23 protein-coding genes are annotated in these 23,370 nt (G+C 68.8%); 11 read left to right on the top strand and 12 right to left on the bottom strand.

Annotated features, from left to right (window positions below):
* Nucleotides 1-138: 138 nt before the first annotated feature.
* Together VHB92_RS15195 and rmuC are read left to right on the top strand one after the other, a co-directional pair.
* Nucleotides 139-723: an exonuclease domain-containing protein gene (locus tag VHB92_RS15195; protein WP_325454606.1), complete on the top strand. Its 585-nt coding sequence runs from the start codon at nucleotides 139-141 to the stop codon at nucleotides 721-723.
* Between the two features lie 159 nt (nucleotides 724-882).
* Complete coding sequence (gene rmuC / locus VHB92_RS15190) at nucleotides 883-2,241, top strand: DNA recombination protein RmuC (protein WP_325454605.1); 1,359 nt, start codon at nucleotides 883-885, stop codon at nucleotides 2,239-2,241.
* Between the two features lie 32 nt (nucleotides 2,242-2,273).
* Here the strand turns inward: rmuC and glpX are convergent, their stop codons facing one another.
* The gene (glpX, locus tag VHB92_RS15185; RefSeq protein ID WP_325454656.1) at nucleotides 2,274-3,290 is read right to left on the bottom strand and encodes a class II fructose-bisphosphatase; all 1,017 of its coding nucleotides are present in this window, start codon (nucleotides 3,288-3,290) and stop codon (nucleotides 2,274-2,276) included.
* A 398-nt stretch (nucleotides 3,291-3,688) separates the two neighbouring features.
* Here glpX and fbaA point away from each other — a divergent pair, with 398 nt between their 5' ends.
* Nucleotides 3,689-4,723: a class II fructose-bisphosphate aldolase gene (gene fbaA / locus VHB92_RS15180; protein WP_325454604.1), complete on the top strand. Its 1,035-nt coding sequence runs from the start codon at nucleotides 3,689-3,691 to the stop codon at nucleotides 4,721-4,723.
* Between the two features lie 169 nt (nucleotides 4,724-4,892).
* Here the strand turns inward: fbaA and VHB92_RS15175 are convergent, their stop codons facing one another.
* Nucleotides 4,893-5,483 carry a DUF6264 family protein gene (locus VHB92_RS15175; RefSeq protein ID WP_325454603.1) on the bottom strand — a complete coding sequence of 197 codons (591 nt, stop codon included), beginning with the start codon at nucleotides 5,481-5,483 and terminating at the stop codon, nucleotides 4,893-4,895.
* Nucleotides 5,480-6,511: a 4-hydroxy-3-methylbut-2-enyl diphosphate reductase gene (locus VHB92_RS15170; protein WP_325454655.1), complete on the bottom strand. Its 1,032-nt coding sequence runs from the start codon at nucleotides 6,509-6,511 to the stop codon at nucleotides 5,480-5,482. Before VHB92_RS15170 ends, VHB92_RS15175 begins: the two co-directional genes overlap by 4 nt.
* A 283-nt stretch (nucleotides 6,512-6,794) precedes the next feature.
* Here VHB92_RS15170 and xseA point away from each other — a divergent pair, with 283 nt between their 5' ends.
* From xseA to VHB92_RS15145, 5 genes are all read left to right on the top strand, one after another.
* Nucleotides 6,795-8,078: an exodeoxyribonuclease VII large subunit gene (gene xseA, locus VHB92_RS15165; protein ID WP_325454602.1), complete on the top strand. Its 1,284-nt coding sequence runs from the start codon at nucleotides 6,795-6,797 to the stop codon at nucleotides 8,076-8,078.
* A gap of 10 nt (nucleotides 8,079-8,088) precedes the next feature.
* Nucleotides 8,089-8,379 carry an exodeoxyribonuclease VII small subunit gene (locus VHB92_RS15160; protein WP_325454601.1) on the top strand — a complete coding sequence of 97 codons (291 nt, stop codon included), beginning with the start codon at nucleotides 8,089-8,091 and terminating at the stop codon, nucleotides 8,377-8,379.
* Between the two features lie 4 nt (nucleotides 8,380-8,383).
* Nucleotides 8,384-9,037 (top strand): DUF4245 domain-containing protein, encoded by a 654-nt coding sequence (locus tag VHB92_RS15155; protein ID WP_325454600.1) that lies wholly within the window; start codon nucleotides 8,384-8,386, stop codon nucleotides 9,035-9,037.
* Complete coding sequence (locus tag VHB92_RS15150; protein ID WP_325454599.1) at nucleotides 9,034-9,660, top strand: carbonic anhydrase; 627 nt, start codon at nucleotides 9,034-9,036, stop codon at nucleotides 9,658-9,660. Before VHB92_RS15155 ends, VHB92_RS15150 begins: the two co-directional genes overlap by 4 nt.
* A 67-nt stretch (nucleotides 9,661-9,727) precedes the next feature.
* Nucleotides 9,728-11,149, top strand: coding sequence for a class II fumarate hydratase (locus VHB92_RS15145; RefSeq protein WP_325454598.1), 1,422 nt, complete (start codon nucleotides 9,728-9,730; stop codon nucleotides 11,147-11,149).
* 393 nt (nucleotides 11,150-11,542) lie between these two features.
* Here the strand turns inward: VHB92_RS15145 and VHB92_RS15140 are convergent, their stop codons facing one another.
* From VHB92_RS15140 to VHB92_RS15125, 4 genes are all read right to left on the bottom strand, one after another.
* Nucleotides 11,543-12,109, bottom strand: coding sequence for a prepilin peptidase (locus VHB92_RS15140; RefSeq protein WP_325454597.1), 567 nt, complete (start codon nucleotides 12,107-12,109; stop codon nucleotides 11,543-11,545).
* A 197-nt stretch (nucleotides 12,110-12,306) separates the two neighbouring features.
* Complete coding sequence (locus VHB92_RS15135; RefSeq protein WP_325454654.1) at nucleotides 12,307-13,605, bottom strand: PhoH family protein; 1,299 nt, start codon at nucleotides 13,603-13,605, stop codon at nucleotides 12,307-12,309.
* Nucleotides 13,606-14,036: 431 nt separating this feature from the next.
* Nucleotides 14,037-15,149 (bottom strand): aminotransferase class V-fold PLP-dependent enzyme, encoded by a 1,113-nt coding sequence (locus tag VHB92_RS15130; RefSeq protein ID WP_325454596.1) that lies wholly within the window; start codon nucleotides 15,147-15,149, stop codon nucleotides 14,037-14,039.
* Nucleotides 15,150-15,259: 110 nt separating this feature from the next.
* A complete protein-coding gene (locus VHB92_RS15125; protein WP_325454595.1) occupies nucleotides 15,260-16,045 on the bottom strand; it encodes an isoprenyl transferase in 786 nt (261 codons plus the stop codon).
* Between the two features lie 186 nt (nucleotides 16,046-16,231).
* On the opposite strand from VHB92_RS15125, the gene trhA reads away from it, so the two are divergent.
* Nucleotides 16,232-17,056, top strand: coding sequence for a PAQR family membrane homeostasis protein TrhA (gene trhA / locus VHB92_RS15120; protein ID WP_325454594.1), 825 nt, complete (start codon nucleotides 16,232-16,234; stop codon nucleotides 17,054-17,056).
* A 55-nt stretch (nucleotides 17,057-17,111) separates the two neighbouring features.
* Here trhA and VHB92_RS15115 read toward each other — a convergent pair whose 3' ends face one another.
* Genes VHB92_RS15115 through mca form a run of 3 tightly spaced genes read right to left on the bottom strand, consistent with a single transcriptional unit; the run spans nucleotide 17,112 to nucleotide 19,519 of the window.
* The gene (locus VHB92_RS15115; RefSeq protein WP_325454593.1) at nucleotides 17,112-18,266 is read right to left on the bottom strand and encodes an SLC13 family permease; all 1,155 of its coding nucleotides are present in this window, start codon (nucleotides 18,264-18,266) and stop codon (nucleotides 17,112-17,114) included.
* Nucleotides 18,267-18,284: 18 nt separating this feature from the next.
* Nucleotides 18,285-18,581: a hypothetical protein gene (locus tag VHB92_RS15110; RefSeq protein ID WP_325454592.1), complete on the bottom strand. Its 297-nt coding sequence runs from the start codon at nucleotides 18,579-18,581 to the stop codon at nucleotides 18,285-18,287.
* Nucleotides 18,578-19,519: a mycothiol conjugate amidase Mca gene (mca, locus tag VHB92_RS15105; RefSeq protein ID WP_325454591.1), complete on the bottom strand. Its 942-nt coding sequence runs from the start codon at nucleotides 19,517-19,519 to the stop codon at nucleotides 18,578-18,580. Before mca ends, VHB92_RS15110 begins: the two co-directional genes overlap by 4 nt.
* A gap of 141 nt (nucleotides 19,520-19,660) precedes the next feature.
* Between mca and VHB92_RS15100 the strand changes: the two genes are divergently transcribed.
* Nucleotides 19,661-20,107: a DUF4307 domain-containing protein gene (locus VHB92_RS15100; protein ID WP_325454590.1), complete on the top strand. Its 447-nt coding sequence runs from the start codon at nucleotides 19,661-19,663 to the stop codon at nucleotides 20,105-20,107.
* An 87-nt stretch (nucleotides 20,108-20,194) separates the two neighbouring features.
* Nucleotides 20,195-20,686, top strand: coding sequence for a transcription elongation factor GreA (gene greA, locus VHB92_RS15095; RefSeq protein ID WP_325454589.1), 492 nt, complete (start codon nucleotides 20,195-20,197; stop codon nucleotides 20,684-20,686).
* 39 nt (nucleotides 20,687-20,725) lie between these two features.
* Here the strand turns inward: greA and ilvA are convergent, their stop codons facing one another.
* Nucleotides 20,726-21,982, bottom strand: coding sequence for a threonine ammonia-lyase (gene ilvA, locus VHB92_RS15090; protein WP_325454588.1), 1,257 nt, complete (start codon nucleotides 21,980-21,982; stop codon nucleotides 20,726-20,728).
* Nucleotides 21,983-22,120: 138 nt separating this feature from the next.
* Nucleotides 22,121-23,308 (bottom strand): AI-2E family transporter, encoded by a 1,188-nt coding sequence (locus tag VHB92_RS15085; RefSeq protein WP_325454587.1) that lies wholly within the window; start codon nucleotides 23,306-23,308, stop codon nucleotides 22,121-22,123.
* Between the last annotated feature and the right edge of the window lie 62 nt (nucleotides 23,309-23,370).

The raw sequence follows: 23,370 nt of genomic DNA, 5'->3' as shown, positions 1-23,370 counted from the left end.
GCCCGGTGCCACCGACATTCGCAACGCGGCGGGCGGTGAACCGTCAACTCACGATATATCGCGTTTCGGGAAGACGCAATACCGAGGCTCGCCGTGCACGGTGCCTGCGGCGACGGACCTCGGTGCGAGCATGACGGCGTGTCACTGGATTTCACCGCCATCGACTTCGAAACCGCGAACTCCAGCAGCGCGTCCGCGTGCTCGGTCGGAATGGTCAAGGTGCGCGACGGCCGCGTGGTGGACACGGCGAACTGGCTCATCAAGCCGCCTCCCGGTCACGACGAATTCGTGGAGTGGAACACGCGCATCCATGGCATCCGGTCGCACGACGTCAGACACGCCCGCGGCTGGGTCGAGCAGTTCGCCGACCTCGTCGCGTTCGCGGGGACGGATGCGTTCGTCGCCCACAACGCCGGCTTCGACATGGGCGTGATCCGCGGGGCATGCGCGGCGACGGGCATCCCCTGCCCCGGCTACGACTACCTCTGCAGCCTTCAGGTGGCACGCAAGACGTACACGCTCGACTCGTACCGGCTGCCCGTCGCGGCCATGGCGGCGGGGTTCGAGGACTTCGAGCATCACCAGGCGCTGGCGGATGCCCAGGCGTGCGCGGCCATCATCGTGCACGCGGCGAAGCGCCATGGCGCAGACGACCTCGCGGAGCTCGCCGCACTCGTTTCCGTGCGCATGGGCCGCATCGGAGACGTCGCCGCAGCCGCCTGAGCTCCGGGGCTGCCATGGATGCGAGCATCCATGGCGAGGCCTCAATCGGATGTACTCCCGGCTTCGCCGGTCAACATCACTCAATCGGCATCGCCATGGATGCGAGCATCCATGGCGAGGCCTCAATCGGATGTCGGTGGGGGCTGCCAGCATGAAGACATGGACGTTCTCTTCCTCATCGTCGGCCTCCTCGTCGGCGCCGCCGCAGGTGCGCTCGGCGGCGTCGCGTACGCGCGCCGGGGCACCGGCGGGACGACGACGGCGGAGGAGCGTCCCGAGGTGGTGGCCGCTCGGCATGCGGCTGAGCTCGCCGAGGTTCGCGCTCAGGAGCAGCTCGCCCAGGCCACGCTGCGTGAGCAGCTGGCCGCGGTGACCGCGACGGCGGAGGGCCTGCGCGAGAGCATCCAGCGTCAGCAGGAGCAGTACGAGGAGCTCGCGGAGCGACAGCGCCGGGAGCTCCTCGCCCAGCGTGAGCGCGAGCAGGCCGAGAGCAGGGTGCTGCAGGCACTGGCACCGGTGCGGGACTCGCTGCAGGGCATGCAGAAGAAGGTCGCCGAGTTGGAGGAGCAGCGCAGCAGACAGCACGGCGAGCTCGCCCAGCAGCTGCGCTCCGCCTCGGAGTCCGAGGAGCGGCTGCGCGGAACGGCGGAGGCGCTCGCGTCCGCACTGAGATCGAACAGCACGAGGGGCGTCTGGGGCGAGACCCAGCTGCGCAGCGTGGTGGAGGCCGCCGGCCTGCTCGAGCGCGTGGACTTCGACGTGCAGTCCAGCATCACGTCGGATGCCGGCGCCGGCCGTCCCGACATGGTGGTGCACCTCCCAGGCGGCAAGAACATCGCCGTCGACGCGAAGGCCCCGTTCAACGCGTTCCTCGAAGCGAGTCAGATCCCGGCGACGGCGTCCGGCGACGAACGAGCACGCCGCGATGCGCTGATGAAGCAGCACGTGAAAGCGGTGCGCGACCACATCACCACGCTCGGCGGCAAGACGTACTGGGCCGGACTGGACGCCTCCCCGGAGATGGTCATCGCGTTCATCCCGAGCGAGTCGCTGGTGTCGGCCGCCATGGAGGCCGACCCGACCATCATGGAGTTCGCGTTCGGCAAGCGCGTGGCGCTCGCGTCGCCCGTCACTCTGTGGTCGGTGCTGAAGACGGTCGCCTTCAGCTGGCAGCAGGATGTGCTCACGCACGACGCCAAGCTTCTGTTCGACCTGAGTCGGGAGCTGTACTCCCGACTGGCGACCACGGCCGCCCACATCGACAAGCTCGGCCGTGCCATCAAGGGCACCGTGAACGACTACAACAAGTTCGTCGGCTCACTGGAGCGTCAGGTGCTGCCCTCTGCTCGCAAGCTCGGCGCACTCGATGAGTCGAAGATCATCCCGAACCTCACCGGACTGGAAGAGAGCCCGCGTGAGCTCACGGCCTTCGAGCTCGTCGGCGCCCTGGACGTCGCGGCGGACTACGACGCCGACGATGCGGTGGAGCCCATCGCGATCGGCGACCGCCGCCGCTGAGCGGTCAGGGACGAGCGCACTCCCGGCGCGCCTCACCACCACTTCGAGGCGAGGTGCTCGGCGGCGATCCGGCGGATCGTGCCCGACGTGGAGCGCAGCACGATGCTGCTCGTGCGGATGATCGGACCGTCACGGCGCACGCCGTCGACGAGACCGCCGTCCGTCACGCCGGTCGCCACGAAGATCGTGTTGTCGCCGGCCACGAGATCGTCGAGCTCGTAGATCCGCTCCGGGTCCAGTCCGGATGCGATCGCCCGCTCACGCTCCGCGGCGTCACGAGGCGCCGGCCGCGTCTGCATGAACCCGCCGAGCGCCTTGATGGCGCACGCCGTGGTGATGCCTTCCGGGCTGCCGCCGATGCCGATGCACGCGTCGATCCGTGTGTCCGGCCGGGCGGCGTTGATGCCTCCTGCCACGTCGCCGTCGAGCATGAGGCGGGTGCCGGCGCCGGCATCCCGGATCTCCTGGATCAGCCGGGTGTGACGCGGCCGATCCAGCACGGCGACGCGCAGATCGCTGATGTCCTTGCCGAGGGCGCCGGCGAGTGCCCGCAGGTTCTCGCCGACCGGCCGTCGGATGTCCACCACGCCCGCGCCCTCGGGTCCGGTCACGATCTTGTCCATGTAGAACACGCCCGAGGCGTCCAGCATGGTTCCGCGATCGCTGACGGCGATGACCGAGAGCGCGTTCTGGCGGCCTGCCGCCGTGAGCGAGGTGCCGTCGATGGGGTCGACGGCGATGTCGCAGGCCGGCCCGCTGCCGGTTCCGACGTGCTCGCCGTTGAAGAGCATGGGCGCCCTGTCCTTCTCCCCCTCCCCGATGACCACGACGCCGTCGAAGTCCACGGTGGAGAGGAACGCGCGCATCGCGTCGACGGCCGCGCCGTCCGCGTCGTTCTTGCGGCCCTTCCCGATCCACGGTGTCGCGCGGATCGCCGCGGCCTCCGTCGCGCGCACGAGCTCGAGCGCGAGGTTCCGGTCGGGCCGAAGCGTCCCTGCCGCCGGAACCGTCTGCTGGACCTGCTCCGTCGTCTCGGCCGGCCGATCGATCACCTCGGGATGCACGTCTGGCTCCTCCACTTTCGCGCCTCATGGCCGATCTGCCACGAATCTTCCGCTCGATTCAACGCTAGGAACAGAACTTGACGCGTTCAGCGGACACGACCGCGAATGTTTTGGACTTCTTCACGATCCGTGAAGGCGCGGCACCGGCCTCTGTCCGAGCCTCCGGGTTTCCGGGCCCCCAGTCCCCGAGCCTCCGGGTTTCCAGGCCCCCAGTCCCCGAGCCTCCGGGTTTCCAGGCCCCCGGTCCCCGAGTCCCCGAGCCTGCAGGCCTCAGGCGGTGCGGAGCCGAGCGCGGGATGCCGGATGCACGGGCATCCGGTCGCGCTTCCAGGGCACTGACTAGACTCGTGCCTGAATCCGCCCCTGCTTCTTGAGGAGACGTCATGCCCATCGCCACCCCGGACCAGTACGCCGAGATGCTCGATCGAGCGAAGAAGGGCGGATTCGCCTACCCGGCCGTCAATGCCTCCTCCTCGCAGTCCGTCAACGCGATCCTCCAGGGGCTGACGGAGGCCGGGTCGGACGGCATCATCCAGGTCACGACGGGCGGAGCGGACTACTTCGCCGGCCAGACGGTGAAGGCCCGCGCGACGGGGGCACTGGCGTTCGCGAAGTTCGCGACGGAGGTGGCCAAGAGCTACCCGATCACGGTCGCGCTGCACACGGACCACTGCCCGAAGCCTGCCCTCGAGGACTTCGTGCTTCCGCTCATCGCGGCATCCGAAGAGGAGGTGAAGGCGGGGCGCAACCCGATCTTCCAGTCGCACATGTGGGACGGCTCGGCCGTGCCGCTGGATGAGAACCTCGAGATCGCGCAGGAGATGCTCAAGCGCACGAGGGCGATCAACGCCATCCTCGAGGTCGAAATCGGCGTCGTCGGCGGCGAAGAGGACGGCGTCAAGCACGAAGGCACCAACGAGGCGCTCTACACGACGGTCGGCGACGTGACGAAGGCCGTCGAAGCCCTCGGGCTCGGCGAGAACGGCCGCTACATCGCCGCCCTGACCTTCGGCAATGTGCACGGCGTCTACAAGCCCGGCAACGTGAAGCTGCGTCCCGAACTGCTGGGCGAGATCCAGGAGGGCATCCAGCAGCGATTCGGCACGGGCCCGCTGCCCCTCGACCTCGTCTTCCACGGCGGGTCGGGCTCGTCGGACGAGGAGATCAAGGAGGCGGTGTCGAACGGCGTGGTGAAGATGAACATCGACACCGACACGCAGTACGCGTTCACCCGCTCGGTCGCCGGGTACATGTTCGAGAACTACGACGGCGTGCTCAAGATCGACGGCGAGGTCGGCAGCAAGAAGCAGTACGACCCGCGGGCCTGGGGCAAGGTGGCGGAGACGGCCATGGCGCAGCGCGTCGTCGAGGCCACCCAGCAGCTGGGATCGGCCGGCAAGTCGCTGTCGAACAAGTAGCAGCCGGCGACGCGGAGGGTGTCGCCGACCGGCGGCGCCATCCGCTTCTACGCGGACGCAAGCGTGCTGCCGAGCGCTGTCTAGCAGCACGCCTGCTGCCCGGCACTCCCCAGCGGCACTGAGCCTGTCCGAGCGGTGTGCCGGAGGCATGCGTGCCACCGGAGCGCTGCTACAGGTGCTGCATGTACGCCAGGAACGTGGGGTCGTGCAGGAAGAGGATGAAGTAGCCGACGCCGCTCACGATGCTCGCGAGAACTCCGGCGGCCAGCGGTATCCAGAACGCCATCCTTCCGCGCACGATGGCCCAGCTCGACAGGGCAGCCGCGGCGACCCACAGCACGAGGAACGCGACGGCGACGACATCCGCGACGATCCCGGTGAGCGGCGTGACGACGTAATTCCCGGCCAGGCCCATGCTCTGGTACGCGGCATCGATCTGGTCGGCGATGCCGCCTCGGCCGGCGACGGTCGTGATGACGTTGTAGAGGCCGAGCACGAGAAGCGCGATCGTCACCACCCGGTCGGCCGGATGGCGAAGCGCGGTCGAGTCGGCCGGACGGTCGGAGCCGGCCTCGCCCTGCGAGGTGAACCGATCGTCCGCGTTCGTCGGCGCTGCAGCGGATGCTGCCTGGTACGACCGAAGCTCCTCCGGCGGCGCATAGTGCGGGTTGGTCTCCGGCGCCTTGATGGCGGCGCGCTGCTGTTCCGGCGTCGCGTACTCGCCGTACTGCGGTCGCGGGCGGGCAGCCGGGTCGCTCATCGGGCACGGCCTCCGAGTGCGCGGGCATCCTGCGATCCCGATTCGTCGCGCCGCAGCTCCTTGGGCAGCGAGAACATGAGGTCCTCCTCTGCGGTCTTGACGATCTCGACATCGCCGAACCCGGCATCCGCGAGGTCGTCGAGCAGTTCCTGAACGAGGATCTCGGGAACGGATGCGCCGCTCGTCACCCCGACGGTCGTCACGCCGTCGAGCCACTCCTGTCGCACCTCGCTCGCGTAGTCCACGCGATAAGCGGCCTTCGCGCCGTTCTCCAGGGCGACCTCGACGAGGCGCACCGAGTTCGAGGAGTTCGCGGATCCCACCACGAGCACGAGCTCCGCCTCTTGCGCCACCTTCTTGATGGCGACCTGACGATTCTGGGTCGCATAGCAGATGTCATCGCTCGGCGGGTCGGCGAGCTTCGGGAACCGCTCACGCAGCCGGCGAACCGTCTCCATGGTCTCGTCGACGGACAGCGTCGTCTGCGACAGCCACACGACGCGCTCCGGATCCCGGACCTCGATGGAATCGACGTCGTCGGGCCCGTTGACCAGCGTCACGTGCTCGGGAGCTTCGCCCGCCGTGCCCTCGACCTCCTCGTGCCCTGCGTGGCCGATCAGGAGGATCTCGTAGTCGTCGCGCGCGAACCGAACGGCCTCGCGATGCACCTTGGTCACAAGGGGGCACGTGGCGTCGATCGCTCGCAGTCCGCGGTCGGATGCCGCCTGCACGACCGAGGGCGCGACGCCGTGTGCGCTGAAGACCACGTGCGCTCCCTCGGGCACCTGGTCGACGTCGTCGACGAAGATGGCGCCCCGCTTCTCGAGGGTGGAGACGACATGGATGTTGTGCACGATCTGTTTGCGCACGTACACCGGGGAACCGTAGCGTTCGAGCGCCTTCTCCACGGCGACGACGGCTCTATCCACACCCGCGCAGTATCCACGGGGAGAGGCGAGCAGCACCCGCTTGGGTCCGACCCCCGGGGTATCCTTGAGCCTGCCCCGGACGCCGGGAACGCGCGGCATCGCCAGGTCGATCGTGTCGGTCACGACATCCAGGCTAGAGGTGATTGAGGTGAGTGCGCTGAATGCTTGCATGCAGCGCCGAACCGATTGAACCTCTGAGCGGTGCCAGCCGCGATAGAGGTGATTGAGGTGAGTGCGCTGAATGCTTACATGCAGCGCCGAACCGATTGAACCTCTGAACTTGAACTGAGCGGCGCCAGCCGCGCTCCGTCCGCGTCGTGCGTGCGGAGCCGATCGTGAGACATCCGCGCGGCCATGCCGCGAACACGGGAGGGAACAGAGCGTGCCCGATGGCCTGCCCACCGTGGAAGCACCGTGGCCCGTTGCGCTGCTCGCCGGAAAGCTCCGCGACTACATCGACCGGCTGGGCAGCGTCTGGGTCGAGGGCGAGATCACCCAGTGGGGCGTGTCGGGCGGCAACGTGTACGGCAAGCTCAAGGACTGCGAGGCTGACGCGACGGTCTCCTTCACGATCTGGTCGTCCACACGCTCACGTATCCCCGCCGACCTGAAGCAGGGCGACCGCGTGATCGCGCTCATCAAGCCGAACTACTGGCTCAAGGGCGGCACGCTCACGATGCAGGTCTACGACATGCGGCATGTCGGGCTCGGCGACCTCCTCGAGCGTCTCGAGCGGTTGCGCGCCCAGATGCGCGAGGACGGGCTGTTCGAGCAGAGCCGCAAGAAGCCGCTCCCTTTCCTGCCGCACTGCATCGGGCTCATCACGGGCAAGGACTCCGACGCGGAGAAGGATGTGCTGCGCAATGCGCAACTGCGCTGGCCGGCCGTGCGCTTCCGGGTGCGTCACGCCGCGGTGCAGGGCGACCGGTCGGCGGCCGACATCGCCGCAGGCATCCGCGAGCTCGACGCCGATCCGGAGGTCGACGTCATCATCGTCGCGCGTGGCGGGGGCGACTTCCAGAACCTGCTGCCGTTCAGCGACGAGGCCCTGGTGCGCACCGCCGCAGCGTGCGGCACGCCCCTCGTCAGCGCGATCGGTCACGAGAACGACCGCCCCATCCTCGACGATGTCGCCGACCTCCGCGCGTCGACGCCCACGGATGCCGCCAAGCGGGTGGTGCCCGACGTCGCGGAGGAGCTGCTGCGCGTTCAGCAGGCTTCGACGCGGATGAGCGTTCGCGTCACCGCGCTGCTCACGCACGAGATCGACCGGATCGCGCAGCTGCGCTCGCGGCCCGCGCTGGCCTCGCACGACTGGATCGTGTCCACTCGCGCCGAAGAGCTCACGAGGTACGTGGCGCGCGGCACCGAGCTCGTCGCGCGCTGCGTGGAGCGTGCCGAGAACAGCACTCGGGAGCTCACGGGACGGCTGCGGGCACTGTCGCCGAAGAGCACGCTCGACCGCGGCTATGCCATCGTGCAGGGACCCGATGGCATCGTCCGCACGCCGGCGGATGCCCCGAGCGGCTCCCCGCTGGTGGTTGCGCTGGCGGATGGCGCGCTCGACGCGGAGTCGCGGGGCAGGCACTCCTCCACAGAGGAGCCGCGCGACGATCTCTCCCCTGCTTCCCAGGCGCCCAGCCCGTCTGCGGCGACCCCCTCCTAATATGGATGTCATGCCCTCCGACTCTCCCAGTCCCGTCGCGTCGCGCACAGCCGAATCGAGCGAAGCGTCGCTTGCCGGGCTCAGCTACGAGCAGGCGCGGGATGAGCTCATCGGCGTCGTGTCCCGGCTGGAGCAGGGGACGTCCACGCTCGAGGAATCCCTCGCGTTGTGGGAGCGAGGCGAGGCGCTCGCACGTCGATGCGAGGAGTGGCTGATCGGCGCCAAGGCGAGGCTGGATGCTGCGCGCGCCGGCGTCGATCGCGCGGCGGACACCAGCGGTGCTCGAGGAGATGTTGCCTGAGGCCATGGCGAGGAACGAGCATCCGATCGTCGCCGAACTGGGCAGGCCGGAGACGGCGGAAGAGACGGCACGACGCAAGGCGCAGGCTTCCGCCGACCATCGACGTCGGCAGACGGTCAACAACCTGATCTACTCGCTGCTGGCCACCGTCGCTCTGGTCGTCGTGATCGTGCTCATGGTGCCGAGGCCCACGCCGGCCCCGGTCAAGAGCGTGGATTACGTGAAGATCGCGCAGCAGGCGAACGGAGTGGAACCGGATCCGCTCATCACCCCGCACCTGCCCAAGGATTGGACGTCGAACTCCGCGCAGCTGCGTCAGGAGAACCAAGACCAGGTCGACGAGTGGTACATCGGCCTCATCACGCCGTCGAACCAGTACATCGGTCTCGTGCAGGGCTTCCACGCCAACCCCACGTGGCTCGGCGATCAGGTTGCCCACACGCATCCGATCAGCACCACCGTCGTCGACGGCGTCACGTGGAGCATCTACGACAACCGGCAGTCGAGCCGGGACGTGGGCGACGCGAAGTACGCCCTGTCGGCGACGAGCGGGGCGAGCACCGTGGTGCTCTATGGCACGGCAGAAAACCAGGAGTTCACCACACTGGTGGATTCCGTCAGCAGACAGCTCGCTGACGACGCGAAGGGACGTGGATGATCGACAGCAGACCCGCGGAGGCCTGGGCGCAGTTGCAGGCCGGCAACGCACGCTTCATCGCCGGCGAGCCGCAACATCCCCGACAAGATGCCGAGCGACGGGCCGAGACGGCCGGCTCGCAGGCACCGGTGGCGACGATCTTCGGCTGCAGCGATTCGCGCCTCGCGGCGGAGATCATCTTCGACCTCGGACTCGGCGACGCGTTCGTCATCCGCAATGCCGGGCAGGTCATCTCCGAGTCTGTCCTGGGGTCGATCGAGTACGCCGTCGCGGTGCTGCACGTGCCCCTCCTCCTCGTTCTGAGCCATGACAGCTGTGGCGCGGTCCGCGCGGCCATCGACACGGCCGCCCCGGAGGCGGATCGCCTTCCGCCGCACATCGCAGACCTGATCGCGCCGATCCTTCCCGCGGTCCGCCGCGTCGCGGGCGACGTCGTCGACCCGGCGTCCGTGGACGCCTCTGAGGTGGGGCGCGAGCACGTGAAGGACACCGTCAGCGAGCTGCTGCGCAGAAGCGAGCTGGTCGCACAGGCGGTGGCGGACGGCGAGCTCGCGGTGGTCGGCGCCAACTACCGGCTCAGCGATGGCACGGTCACCTCGCACCTCGTGATCGGCGAGGTCTGACCGCAGGTCGGCCCGCGCGATCCAGCACACAACTCACGCAAACGGACACAACGACAAGGGATCCCGAATGGACAGCCATAATCCCGGCGACGACGCCGACTTCCGCATCGAGCACGACACCATGGGTGAGGTACGAGTTCCGCGGAACGCCCTGTACAGCGCGCAGACGCAGCGCGCGGTAGAGAACTTCCCGATCTCAGGTGCCACCCTCGAGTCGGCGCAGATCGCGGCGCTCGCCCGGATCAAGAAGTCCGCTGCGCTGGCGAACGCGGAGCTGGGGGTGCTCGAGCGGGACGTCGCCGATGCGATCGCGGCCAGCGCCGACGAGGTCATCGCCGGTCTGCACGAGGGTGAGTTCCCCATCGACGTGTATCAGACCGGCAGCGGCACCTCGTCGAACATGAACATGAACGAGGTGCTCGCGACGCTGGCCACGCGCCGACTCGGTCGGACCGTGCACCCGAACGACCACGTCAACGCGTCGCAGTCCTCGAACGACGTCTTCCCCACCTCTGTCCACATCGCCGTGACCGGAGCCCTCATCGACGACCTGATCCCCGCGCTGGACCACCTGGCCGTCGCGTTCGAGGAGAAGGCGGAGTTGTGGAAGGACGCGGTCAAGTCCGGCCGCACCCACCTGATGGATGCGACACCCGTGACACTCGGCCAGGAGTTCGGCGGGTATGCCGCCCAGATGCGGCTCGGGATCGACAGGGTGCAGGCCGCGCTGCCGCGCGTCGCAGAGGTTCCGCTCGGCGGCACGGCGGTCGGCACCGGAATCAACACGCCTGCCGGGTTCCCGCAGCTGGTCATCCGTTTGCTCACCCAGGAGACGGAGCTTCCGATCACAGAAGCCCGCAACCACTTCGAGGCGCAGGCGAACCGGGACGCGCTTGTCGAGGCATCCGGTGCGCTGCGCACGATCGCCGTCAGCCTCACCAAGATCTGCAACGACCTGCGTTGGATGGGGTCAGGTCCGAACACCGGTCTCGGCGAGCTGCACATCCCCGACCTGCAGCCCGGCTCGTCGATCATGCCGGGCAAGGTCAACCCGGTGATTCCCGAGGCCGCCGTCATGGTCGCATCCCGCGTGATCGGCAACGACGCCACGATCGCGTGGAGCGGCGCATCCGGTGCCTTCGAGCTCAACGTGTCCATCCCCGTGATGGGAACGGCGCTGCTCGAGTCCATCCGGCTGCTCACGAACGCCACTCGCGCGCTGGCCGACAAGACCGTGCGCGGGCTCGAGGCGAACATCGAGCGTGCACGCGCGCTCGCCGAGTCGTCCCCCTCGATCGTCACGCCTCTGAACAAGATCATCGGCTACGAGGCTGCGGCGAAGATCGCCAAGCACTCGGTCGCGCAGGGCATCACCATTCGGGAAGCCGTGATCGATCTCGGGTTCATCGAGCGGGGCGAGATCACGACCGAGCAGCTCGATTCGGCGCTCGACGTACTCAGCATGACGGCGCCTCCGTCTGCCAAGTAGCATCGCGAGGCGCAGCCGAGCGCGGTTCCCTCGTCGTCCCGTCGCGAACGGGAGCCGGATGACCGTGCGCGACCTCGATCGCCCGTCTCACTGACAGAAAGCGCGACCCGAGCCGCGCAAACCGACGTTTTCTGCGAGTGAGAGCGCTCCTGCATCGACGCTCCCGCATCGACGCTTCCGCATCGACGCTCCCGCATCGACCCTCCTCCGCGGTCGGCCTGGATCGACGTTCCACCGTGGTCGGTCTCACATCGGCGTTCGCGCTTCGTCCGGACCCACGCCTCGCCTGGTGCGGCGACCGGGACAGGGTGGGGCAGCATGCGGGCACGCCTGGTCAGCCGAAGTGTTCGGGACGGGGTAGGGAATGCGGGGCGGGCCGGGCCAGCCCAGCGTTCAGCCGAGAGCCGGCAGCGCCGCGACGGATGCCCAGAACCCGCCAAGCAGGTACGGACCGAAGGCGATGTTTCCAACCCCGCCTCGGGAGACGAGCAGCGCCAAGGCTGCCACCCCCGCCACGACGAATCCCAGCACGACCGTGCCGATGACGACCACCGTGGAGATCGTGCCGCCGGTGAAGGCCAGCAGAGCGGCGAGCTTCACGTCGCCCATGCCCAGGCCGCCGGTCAGTGCGAGCAGGCCGAAGAACCCACCGACCGCCAACCCCGCGACAACGGGGACGAGCGGCGGCCGACCATCGCCCAACCAGCCGAAGAGCGCCCCGACTGCGGTGAAGGCGAGACCCGGCAGCACGAGTGCGTTCGGCAGGCGGTGCTCCGCGAGGTCGACGCGGCACAGTTCCGGTGTGACGACCGCGAGGTACAGGCATCCGACGAGTTCGAAGCGCATGCCCGTGCCGAACAGCGCGAGCACGACGAGCGCACAGGCGAGTGGAGCCTGCCAAGCCCAGCGGCGGGCGACGGAGGACAGCGGCCTCCAGGACAGCGGGCGCGGCGACGACACGGCGCGACGGTACCGCTATTCGGGTTCGGCTCGTCGCCGTTATCCACAGTCACGGGCTCGAAGTCGCGGCCGATCCTCGCCGGAACGACTGCGGCCTCGAGCAGCGACGGAGGCCGCTGCCCGGGGCGAGCACGCGTGCGACGACCCGACGGCGGGCCGTGCGCCGCCCCTCGCGACGCACGGCAGTCGCCTTCCGCTCAGGCGATCTCGCCGAACTCGAGAAGTTCGGTGACGAGCGCTGCGATGGCCGAGCGTTCCGAACGGGTCAGCGTGATGTGGCCGAACAGCGGGTGTCCCTTGAGTGTCTCGATCACAGATGCCACCCCATCGTGCCTGCCGACGCGTAGGTTGTCGCGCTGCGCGACATCGTGGGTCAGCACCACCTTCGAGTTCTGGCCGATCCGGCTGAGCACCGTGAGAAGCACGTTGCGCTCCAACGACTGCGCCTCGTCCACGATCACGAAGGCGTCGTGGAGGGACCGGCCTCTGATGTGCGTCAGCGGGAGAACCTCGAGGATGCCGCGGTCCACCACCTCGTCGATCACGTTCTGCGACACCACGGCGCCGAGCGTGTCGTAGACAGCCTCGCCCCACGGCGTCATCTTCTCGCCCTGGTCGCCGGGCAAGAAGCCGAGCTCCTGGCCGCCGACGGCGTAGAGAGGACGGAAGACCATGATCCGTTTGTGCTGCTGGCGCTCGAGGACCGACTCGAGACCGGCGCACAGCGCGAGTGCCGACTTGCCGGTGCCGGCTCGTCCGCCGAGCGACAGGATCCCGATCTCCGGGTCCAGCAGCATGTCGATGGCCAGCCGCTGCTCCGCCGACCTGCCGTGCAGGCCGAACACGTCGCGATCGCCACGCACGAGCTTCATCGCTCCGCTGGTCGTCACGCGGCCGAGCGCCGAGCCGCGGTCCGAGTGCACGATGAGGCCGGTGTTGACGGGCATCCCGTCGAGGGCATCCGTCTCGAGCATCTCGTGCTCGTACAGCCTCGCCATGTCGTCGGAGCCGAGGCCGATCTCCGCGACTCCGGTCCAGCCGGACTCGGGTGCGAGTTCCGCCCGGTACTCCTCGGCGGTGAGGCCGATGGATGCGGCCTTCACGCGCAGCGGGAGGTCTTTCGAGACGACGGTCACGGCGAGCCCGTCGTTCGACAGGTTCTGAGCGACGGCGAGGATGCGAGAGTCGTTGTCGCCGAGCTGCAGCCCGCTGGGGAGCACGGACATGTTCGAGTGGTTCAGTTCGACACGGAGGGAGCCGCCGTCGCCCACCGGCACGGGGAAGTCCAGCCGCCCGTGCTGCACGCGCATCTCGTCGAGGAGCCGGAGCGCCTGACGGGCGAAGTACCCGATCTCGGGGTCGTTGCGCTTGCCCTCGAGCTCGCTGATCACCACGACGGGGATCACGACGGCGTGTTCGGCGAACCGGAACAGTGCGCGGGGATCGGACAACAGCACGGATGTGTCGAGCACGTAGGTGCGCTCGGTCTGGCGCATCCGAGTCGCATCGCTCGACCGGCCATCCGGTGCCGGCCGCTCCGACATCGTCTCGGCCGTCGGCACCTGGGTTTGCATCGCGGTCACAACCACTCCCACCCCGCGCGCTCCTGGAGTGGAGCTCTGCGCGGATCTGTCGACGAAGCGGCCGCACCTTTCAAGACGACTCCGTGACGGACGCCTCGGCCGGGCGGGATGCCCGACAAGCCGAAGCTATGCCCAGCCCCCGACATCCGCGGGGCGACACGCACGCTGGAGCTGAAAGCGAGGGTCCGGTGGACCGTCGCCGCGACGCCAGTGCCGAGCCAGCTGTGCTGGCTCGGTAGTCAGATGCGTCCGGCACCCCTTCCCCGCGACCCCAGCGCCGAGTCAGCTGCGCTGACTCGGTCAACGAACGGTCCAGACACACCACGCGCCACGCGCACGCACGCCTACGCCGTCGCGTACGACGTGAACGCTCCTTGCAGCATCTCGAGCGTCTCGTCTCCGCACGAGACGTGCGCGCTCAGCCGCACGGTGCCTCCCCTGGTCGTGACGGTGACGCCATGGTTGAACAGCGCTGCCGTGAGCAGCGTCAGCCGCTCATGCGGCGGCTCGAGCACGACAATCCCGGCCCGCTCCGGCGTCTCCCGTGCCGACGCCACGGGTATGGCGTACTCGTCGGCGAGATCGATGATGCGGTCGACACGGTCGGCGACGGTGGCCTCGATGACGTCGACGCCGACGGATGCGACGTCCTCCAGGGCCGCGGACATCCTGGCCTGTGCGACGCTGTCCGCCCGCGCCACCGTGAAGGCGCTCGCCGCGTGCGCCGGCGGCAGCACCTCGTCGAACGGGTCGAGCACTCCGGCACCCGTGTGCCCGCTCCACACCGGCGTGAGATTGTCCATCGCCCGGTCCGACAGCGTCATGAACGCCGAACCCCAGCCGGCGCGCAGCCACTTCTCGGCCCCGACCACCACGACGTCCGCAACCTCGTACGGCGCATCCACCACGCCGAAACCCTGCACCGCGTCGACGACGAGCAGCCGGTCGCCGATGACCTGCCTGATGCCGTCGATGTCGGCGACGTATCCGCTGCGTGAGTCGACGAGGCTCACGGCGACCGCCGTGATGGAGCTCGACAGCTGGTCGCGGACCGTGCCCGGAGTCACGCGTCCGTGGTCCGTCTCGAGCCACACCGGCTGCATGGCGTGCAGCGCCTCGGCGGCTCTGGCCGCTGCGAACGTCAGTGACGGGAACTCGCCTCCGGAGAGCAGCACGGCTCCGTTGAGACCGAACATCGCGTGCATGAGTCCTGAGCCGACGTTCGGCTGGAACACGATCTGGTCAGCGGGGAAGCCGGTGAGGCTCGATGCCGCCTCCCGCATCCGCTCGTCCTCGTTCCGCAGCGGAGCGAGCGAGCCGAAGCGCGCCCGCGAGAACACCTCGTTGATTCCCTGCACCTCTGCGACGACGGCGGCGGACAGCGGACCCACTCGCGCGAAGTCCAGATACCCCGGCTCTTCCAGGAAACCTTCGGCGAACTCTTCGACGGTTGTCATGCGACCTCCCACGCTCATTCTGCTGTGTCGCAGACATCCAGCAACAGAGCCGGTTGCGGACGGCCTCGACCGATGCGACCCCGGGCTCCATGCGAGCCGGGGCACCCGGCTCATCCGCCGTAGCGGCGGTTCCTGCGGGTGTAGTCGCGCACGGCGCGCAAGAAGTCCACCTCGCGCAGGTCGGGTCCGAGCGCCTCCACGAAGTAGAACTCGCTGTGCGCGCTCTGCCACAGCATGAAGTCGCTCAGCCGCTGCTCGCCCGAAGTCCTGATCACGAGATCCGGGTCCGGCTGGCCGCCCGTGTAGAGGTGGGCCCCGATCAGGTCGGGCGTGAGGCGCTCGGCGAGATCCTCCAGGCTCCTGCCTTCCGCGTGGTGCTGCGCGACGATGCTGCGCATGGCATCCGTGATCTCCTTGCGACCGCCGTAGCCGACAGCGAGGTTCACGTGCATGCCGGTGTTGTGCTGTGTGCTCTTCTCCGCGTCGCCGAGCGCCTTCACGAGCCGACCCGGAAGTCCGACGGTCGTTCCCACATGCTGCACACGCCAGTCGCCGGTGGAGACCTGATGCGCGAGATCGGCGACGATCTCGATGAGGTCGGCGAGCTCGCTGCGGTCCCTGTTGGTCAGGTTGTCGGAGGACAACAGATAGAGCGTGACGACCTTGATGCCGAGCTCGTCGCACCAGGTGAGGAATTCGAGCATCTTGGCTGCGCCCGCCCGATGGCCGTGCGCGACCGTCTCGAGCCCGAGCTGCCGTGCCCAGCGGCGATTGCCGTCGATGATCATGGCGACGTGCCCGGGCATCGCGGCGGGGTCGAGGCTGCGCCGCAGCCGGTTCTGGTACAGCCCGTAGAGGAACCCGGGGCCGGGTTTCGGGATGCGGCGAGATGTCACCCGATTACGTTAGCGCCTGCATTCGAGGGCACCAGGAGGAGTGGAGCCAGTCGCGGGTCGGGCGCCGCTCCGCGCCATCGACGCGCCTCCAGCGGAGAGCTGGATCCATCGCGAGCCGCACAGCGTACAGCCATCGAAGCCGGCCACGCACGGCCCGCGCTCGGCATCGCTGCCTAGGCTGGCGCCATGGCCAGTTCCTCGCACGACGACGTCGCACCAGCCCTCGACGACGTCGATGTCGCCGACGAACTCGCTCGACCGTCTACCCGGCTGTCGTCTCCGGATGCCGCCGTGAAAGCAGACGAACGACGGGAAGGAGGCACGGCGAGCCTGCCGCTGGTGGATGCCTCCCCCGCGCGCCCTGACGAGCTCAAGCCCACCTGGCGGGGCTGGATCCACGCCGGAACGTTCCCGGTCACGATCGCGTCGGGCATCGTGCTCGTCTGCCTCGCGCACGGAGCGCCGGCAAAGTGGGCATCCGCCGTCTTCATGCTGACCTCGATGCTGCTGTTCGGCAACTCAGCGCTGTATCACCGCTTCAACTGGAAGCCGCGCACGAAGGTCGTGCTCAAGCGCATCGATCACGCGAACATCTTCCTTCTCATCGCCGGCACCTACACCCCGCTCGGGGTGCTGGCGCTGCCGCCGCAGAAGGGCGCCATCCTGCTCTCGATCGTGTGGGGAGGTGCGCTGCTCGGCATGGCGTTCCACGTGTTCTGGATCACCGCGCCCCGCTGGCTCTACGTTCCGCTCTACGTTCTGCTGGGCTGGGCCGCGATGATGTACGTCGTCGATCTCGTCAACGCGAACGCGGCCATGATGGTGCTCGTCTTCGTCGGCGGCGGGCTGTACACGATCGGCGCCCTCGTCTACGGGTTCAAGCGACCCAACCCGTTCCCTGGCCGGTTCGGCTTCCACGAGATCTTCCACACGCTGACGGTGCTCGCGTTCCTCTGCCACTGGACGGCATCGCTGCTCATCGTGCTCCACCCGGCATACAACGCCGGCTGACGCCGCAGCGAAGGCACTACGTCCACCTAGTCGTGCTCAGGCCGGGCACGCTCAGTCAGTGCACGGCGGTGAGCGCGAGGGTCGCCACGACGACCGTGACGGGTGCCACCACGAGCCCGATCAGCATGTAACGTCCCCACGGCACCTCGATGCCCGAACGGCGCAGCCGCGAATGCCACAGCACCGTCGCCAGGGACGCCCACGGCGTGATGAGCGGCCCGGCGTTGACGCCGATCAGCAGCGCCATGAGCTGCAGCGGATGCGCCGCGACGGGCTCGAGGGCAAGGTACGCCGGCAGGTTGTTCACGGCGTTCGCGCCCACGACGCCGACACCGGCGACACGCAGCAGATCGACGGGCGACGTCCCCGAAGGGCTGAGCACGGCCAGCACCGTCCGAGAACCGAGCGAGTCCAGCGCACCCATGGCGAGGAACAGACCTGACGCGAAGACGATGGTCGACCACGGAACGAGGCCCGGCCGCAGCGCGCCGGGACGGAGGACGGCGAATACGGCGATGAGGACGATGGCGGCGGCGCAGGCCGGAATCCAGACCGGGATGCCGGAGACGAGAGCGGGAAGCAGCGCAGCGACGACGACGACCGCCCAGGCGGTCAAGCGGCGGTCCTGGAGCGAGTGCGCTGGCGGCACGACGTATCGCGCCGCCAGCGTGCGCCTGCCGATGACCGCGATCGCGGTCGAAGGGAGCAGGACGGCCACGATCGCCGGAGCCCAGCTGAGCGCGATGAAGGCGCCGGGGCCCATGCCGTCGAGCTTCTGGGCGGCGAGAAGGTTGGTGAGGTTGGAGACGGGAAGCAGCAGCGACGCGCAGTTGGCGAGCATGACGGTGGTGAGTGCGAACGGCAGCGGGTCGAGCCGAACCCGCCTGGCCATCGTCACGACGATGGGCGTCAACAGGACAGCGGTCGTGTCGAGCGAAAGGAAGATCGTGCTCACCGTGGCCACGCCCACGGTGACGAGCCACAGCATCCATGCGCTTCCTCGCGCAGCACGGGTGCTCCACGTGGCCACCACATCGAAGAGGCCGGCCTCGGCGGCCAGCTCGGCGACGACGGTAATGGCCACCACGAACAGCAGGACCGGCCAGACCCGGTCAGCGAGGGCGAGCGCATCCGTGGCGGGATAGAGACCTGTCGCGACGGCCACCAGTCCGGCGACGAGCAGCACGCCGCCGATGATCAGGCTGCGCACGTACGCGCCGTCTGCCGGTCAGGCGCCGCGGTCGGAACGGCGGCCGGAGACGTCCGTTCCCCGGCCGGCCGTGTCATCCCCCGCCTTGACGATGCCGGTTCCGCGCTGCGCCTCCTCGGCGTCGAGCTTCGCGTTCACCTCGGCGCGATACCGGGTGCGTCGCACGCGTCGCATCATGTCCCAGATGAGCAGGATGGTCACCACGCCGATCATGAACGTGATGACGAACCCCCACACACCGGGGGTGATCAGGTCGGCGTTCGGCGTCTTCGGACTCGGAGACGGCGTGGCTGCCAGCAGCACTGCGGTGATCACTCAGCGGCCTCGTTCCCGTGCTCGTGGTCACCGTGCTCGTGGTCACCGTGCTCGGCACTGCGGACGGGCTCGTCCTGGATGCCCGCGAAGAGGTCGTTCTCCGGCATGCTGGTCTCCACCTTCGAGTCGATGAGCTGGAAGTCCTCGTACGGCCAGGCGGTGCGCTGCAGATCGTTGGGCCAGAAGAAGAAGGAGCTGTCGGGAGAGACCTGGCTCGCGTGCGAGCGCAACGCGTCGTCTCTGGCCTCGAAGAAATCACCGGCCGGCACGTGTGTGGTGGCGAGGTCGGGCTGCTCCCCGAACCGCTCCATCATGCCCTCGAAGTGCTCGAGGAGCGGCGACTGCGGGTCATCGATCCGCACCTGCTCGAACACGCTCGCCATGCGCTTCGCGTTGAAGATGCGGTCGTAATACAGCTTGCTGATCTGCCAGGCGTCTCCCGTGGCCGGGTATCGCCCGGGATCGGCCGCCCACTCGTACGCGGCCATCGACACCCGGTGGCACCTGATGTGGTCAGGGTGAGGGTATCCGCCGTTCTCGTCGTAGGTGAGCAGCACCTGCGGCCGGAACTCCCGGATGACCCGCACGAGAGGCTCGGCCGAGATCTCGAGCGGGATGGCCGCGAACGAGTTCGGCGGCAGGCTGCCGTCTTCGGTCGGCATGCCGGAATCGACGTAGCCGAGCCAGCGGTGACGGATGCCGAGCACGCGCGCCGCGGCATCCATCTCGAGTCGGCGAAGACCCGGCAGATCGCGCTCGGCCATGGCCCGCGCCTCGAGACCCTCGTTCAGGATGTCGCCCCGTTCGCCGCCCGTGCAGCTGACCACCATCACCTCGGCGCCGCGGTGCACGTAGTACGCGTACGTCGCTGCACCCTTGCTCGACTCGTCGTCGGGGTGCGCGTGTACGGCGAGAAGGCGGGGAGTCACGGTAGGCATCCGGCAATCTGTGCGGCGAGACGGGTCGAGTGGTTCGGGTGGGCGGTCGCGAATCCGGCCGGGTCCGCTCACACGGGCCTTGTCAGCGAATGCGCTTAGGCTTGATGCACAGCCTAATCGCTCGATACCGGAGGTCGCCTCGTGCCCGAACCCACGGCATCCGGTGCGGCCGGCGCGGGCGGGTCGTCGGCCGTCGGCTCCCGCTACGGTCGCACGGACCGCACCAGGCGGCGCGACCGCTGGCTGCTCGTGGCACTCGGAGCCTTCATCGTGGTGGCCATGGTCTGCTGGACGCTGTGGGCGGGGCTCGACCAGCTGCGCGGCTCGGGGGTGTCGGTCGACACCGGAGCCAATCAGGTCGTGGACTCGCGGCACGTCACGGTGTCGTTCACGGTATCGGCGGATGCCGGCACCTGGGTGGCGTGCGCCGTGGAGGCGCAGGACGTGGATTTCACCGTCACCGGATGGAAGATCGTGCAGCTCGCGCCGTCGCAGAAGTCCACCCGCTCGGTGACGACGACGGTGCGAACGGCCCAGCCCAGCGTGAGCGGAACGGTCGACTCCTGCTGGCCTTCCGCGGCCCGCTGACGTAGGATTTCCTGATACGCCCTGACGGACACGTCGGGGCGTACATGTTGATAGGCCCTTTTCACCTCCCCATCCGTAGGAGTTCACATGTCCCAGGACACGCAGGTCACCTTCCTGACCCAGGAGGCGTACGACCGTCTCGCCGCTGAACTCGAGCACCTCAGCACCGTCGGCCGCAGCGAGATCGCCAAGCGCATCGAAGCCGCCAGGGAAGAGGGTGACCTCAAGGAGAACGGGGGCTATCACGCCGCGAAGGACGCCCAGGGCGTCCAGGAGGCCCGTATCGCCCAGCTGACGGAATTGCTGCGTCACGCCAAGGTCGGCGAAGCGCCGCAGAGCCGCGGGGTCGTGGAGCCGGGCACTGTCGTCACGGCCGTCATCGCCGGCGACGAGGACACCTTCATCATCGGCAACCGTGAGATCGGCGACGGCAGCGAGCTGTCTGTGTACAGCGAGGCGAGCCCGCTCGGTGCGGCCATCCTCGGTCTCAGTGTCGGCGACTCGACGACCTACACGGCTCCCAACGGACGCACGATCGAAGTCAAGGTGACCGACGTGCAGACCTGGACCGGTCAGTAGCAGACGCTCCGCGAGGTCGGGCTACCCCGACGCCGGCCCTTAGTCGACGATCGGGTCGTAGCCCGCTTCGCGCAGGATGCGAACGACGTCGGCCTTGTGATCGGGCCCGCGGGTCTCGACGCTGACCTCGAGTTCGACCTGGCTGATCTGCAGCCCGTTGCCGTGGCGCGTGTGCAGCACCTCGACCACGTTGGCGTTCGCCGCCGCGATGAGTTCTGAGGTGCGCGCCAGCTGGCCTGGCCGGTCGGGAAGCATGAGGCGCAGCTTGAGGTAGCGGTCCGAGACGGCGAGGCCGGCATCCACCACCCTCTGCATGAGCAGCGGGTCGATGTTGCCTCCGGAGAGCACGATCACGGTGCGACCCAGGTCGACGGCGGATGCCTGCACCGCGCCCGACAGCAGAGCGGCGACGCCCACGGCGCCGGCCGGCTCCACGACGAGCTTCGACCGCTCGAGCAGCACGAGCAGCGCCCTCGCCGTGTCGTCGTCGCTCACGGTGACGACGTCGTCGACGAGCGACTTCACGATCTCGAAGTTCAGGGCGCCCGGGCGCCCCACGGCGATGCCATCGGAGATGGTCGGCCCGACGGCGATGTCGGTCGGTTCCCCTGCCTTCAGCGACACCGGGAAGGCTGCGGCGTTCTCCGCCTGCACTCCGATCACCCGGATCTCGCGGCCGTGTTCGCGCGCCCGCTGCTTGACGGCGGAGGCCACGCCGGCGATGAGCCCTCCCCCGCCGATGGGCACGATGACCGTGTCGACGTCGGGAACGTCGTCGAGGATGTCGAGGCCCAGAGCCGCCTGGCCCGCGATGACGTCGGCGTGGTCGAACGGCGGCACGAGGATCGCCCCGGTGTCCCTGGCGAACTCGGCGGCCGCTCGCAGCGGCTCATCCACCGTCGCGCCGCCCAGCACCACGTGAGCGCCGTAGTCCCTCGTCGCCTGCAGCTTGGGGAGGGCGACGCCGAGCGGCATGAAGATCGTCGCCTTGACTCCGAGCTCGCGGGCGGCGAACGCGACACCCTGAGCGTGGTTTCCCGCCGATGCGGCGACGACGCCGCGCGCTCGCTGCTCCTCGGTGAGCTTGGACATCATGTAGTAGGCGCCGCGGATCTTGTACGACCCGGTGCGCTGCAGGTTCTCGCACTTGAGCAGCACGGGCGACCCGAGAAGCTCCGTGAGGTAGTTGGAGGTCTCGACGGGCGTCTTCTTCGCGACGCGGGCGACGATCTCGTGGGCACGCTCGATCTCATCCAGGCCGGGGCCGACGGTGAAGGGACGAGGAGTTTCGCTCACGGACGTCACCGGCACAGTTTACGGTGAGGTCCATGCCGCCGATGACATGGGCCGGGGTGGACCCGAGCCGAACCCCGGTCGAGCGCTCACGCCCGAGCCAGGGCCGACCCGAGCGGGGTGGACGCGGCCGCGTGCGCGCTACGACGAGGCGGCATCCCGTCTGTCGCGCCAGCGCCGGGAACGCGGAACCGTGCGCCACAGCGCCTCCGGCGGGCCGGCGTACGGAACGTCGGGCCCCGACCGCCACGCCTCTGACGACACATATCTCACCATCACGTTGAGCACGGCCGCGAACGGCACGGCGAAGAGCGCTCCGGGGATGCCCGCGAGCAGCGATCCCGCCGCCACGACCAGCACCACGGCGAGCGGGTGCACCTTGACGGCCGAGCCCATGATGAGGGGCTGGAGCACGTGGCCCTCGAGCTGCTGCACGGCGAGCACGCCCGCGAGCATGACGATCGCCGCCACCCAGCCGTTGTAGACGAGCGCGACGACGACGGCCAGTGCGCCCGTGACGACGGCGCCGACGATCGGGATGAACGACCCGAGGAACACGATCACGGCGATCGGGATGACCAGCGGCAAGCCCAGGAAGAAGGCGACGAGCCCGATGCCGAGCGCGTCGATGGATGCCACGAGCACCTGCACCCGGGCGAAGCTCGTGAGCGTCGTCCACCCGGCCCTGCCGGCGCCGTCCGCTGCCGGGCGTGCCGTGCGAGGGAAGATGCGGACGATCCACGACCAGATCCCCTTGCCGTCGATCAGGATGAACAGGGTGCTGAATGCGGTTAGGAGCGCGCCCGTGAGCACGTGTCCGAGGGTCGAGCCGATCGAGAGCGCGCCGGAGATGAGCACCTGGCTGTCCTGCTGCAGCGCCTTCACGGCCTGGGCGACATAGCTGTCGATCTGCTGGTCCGTGAGCTCGAGCGGCGGGCTCTGCAGCCACTGCTTGAACGCGTCGAAGGCCTGCACGCTCCTGTGCTGCAGGGCGTGCGCCTCGCCCCGGATCTGCCAGACCACGAGCACGACGAGACCGCCGACGACCACGACCACGGCGACCAGCGCGACGACGATGGCCAGCCAACGCGGCCAGTGCAGGCGCACGAGCCAGTCGACGAACGGCACGAGCAGAGCCGCGAGCAGCACGGCGATGAGCACCGGCACGACGATGAGGCGCAGCTGCACGATGAGGAAGACCACGACGGCGATGACCGCGCCGATCAGCAGCAGTCGCCACGACCACGACGCGGCGAGGCGGACACCGGGCGGAACCGAGGACTCGACGTCCTCCTCGGCAGGATGGTTCGGCTCTGCTGGTCGGGCCATCTGGCAAGTCTATTTGCCGCTGCCATGGGTTCGACCGCGCCGTGCCGGTCGTCGGACCTGAC

The organism is Humibacter sp. (assembly GCF_035547335.1).
In the GTDB taxonomy this organism is placed as follows: domain Bacteria; phylum Actinomycetota; class Actinomycetes; order Actinomycetales; family Microbacteriaceae; genus Humibacter.
The sequence above is the reverse complement of the archived record's forward strand: the minus strand, read 5'-3'. Positions and strand labels throughout refer to the sequence as shown.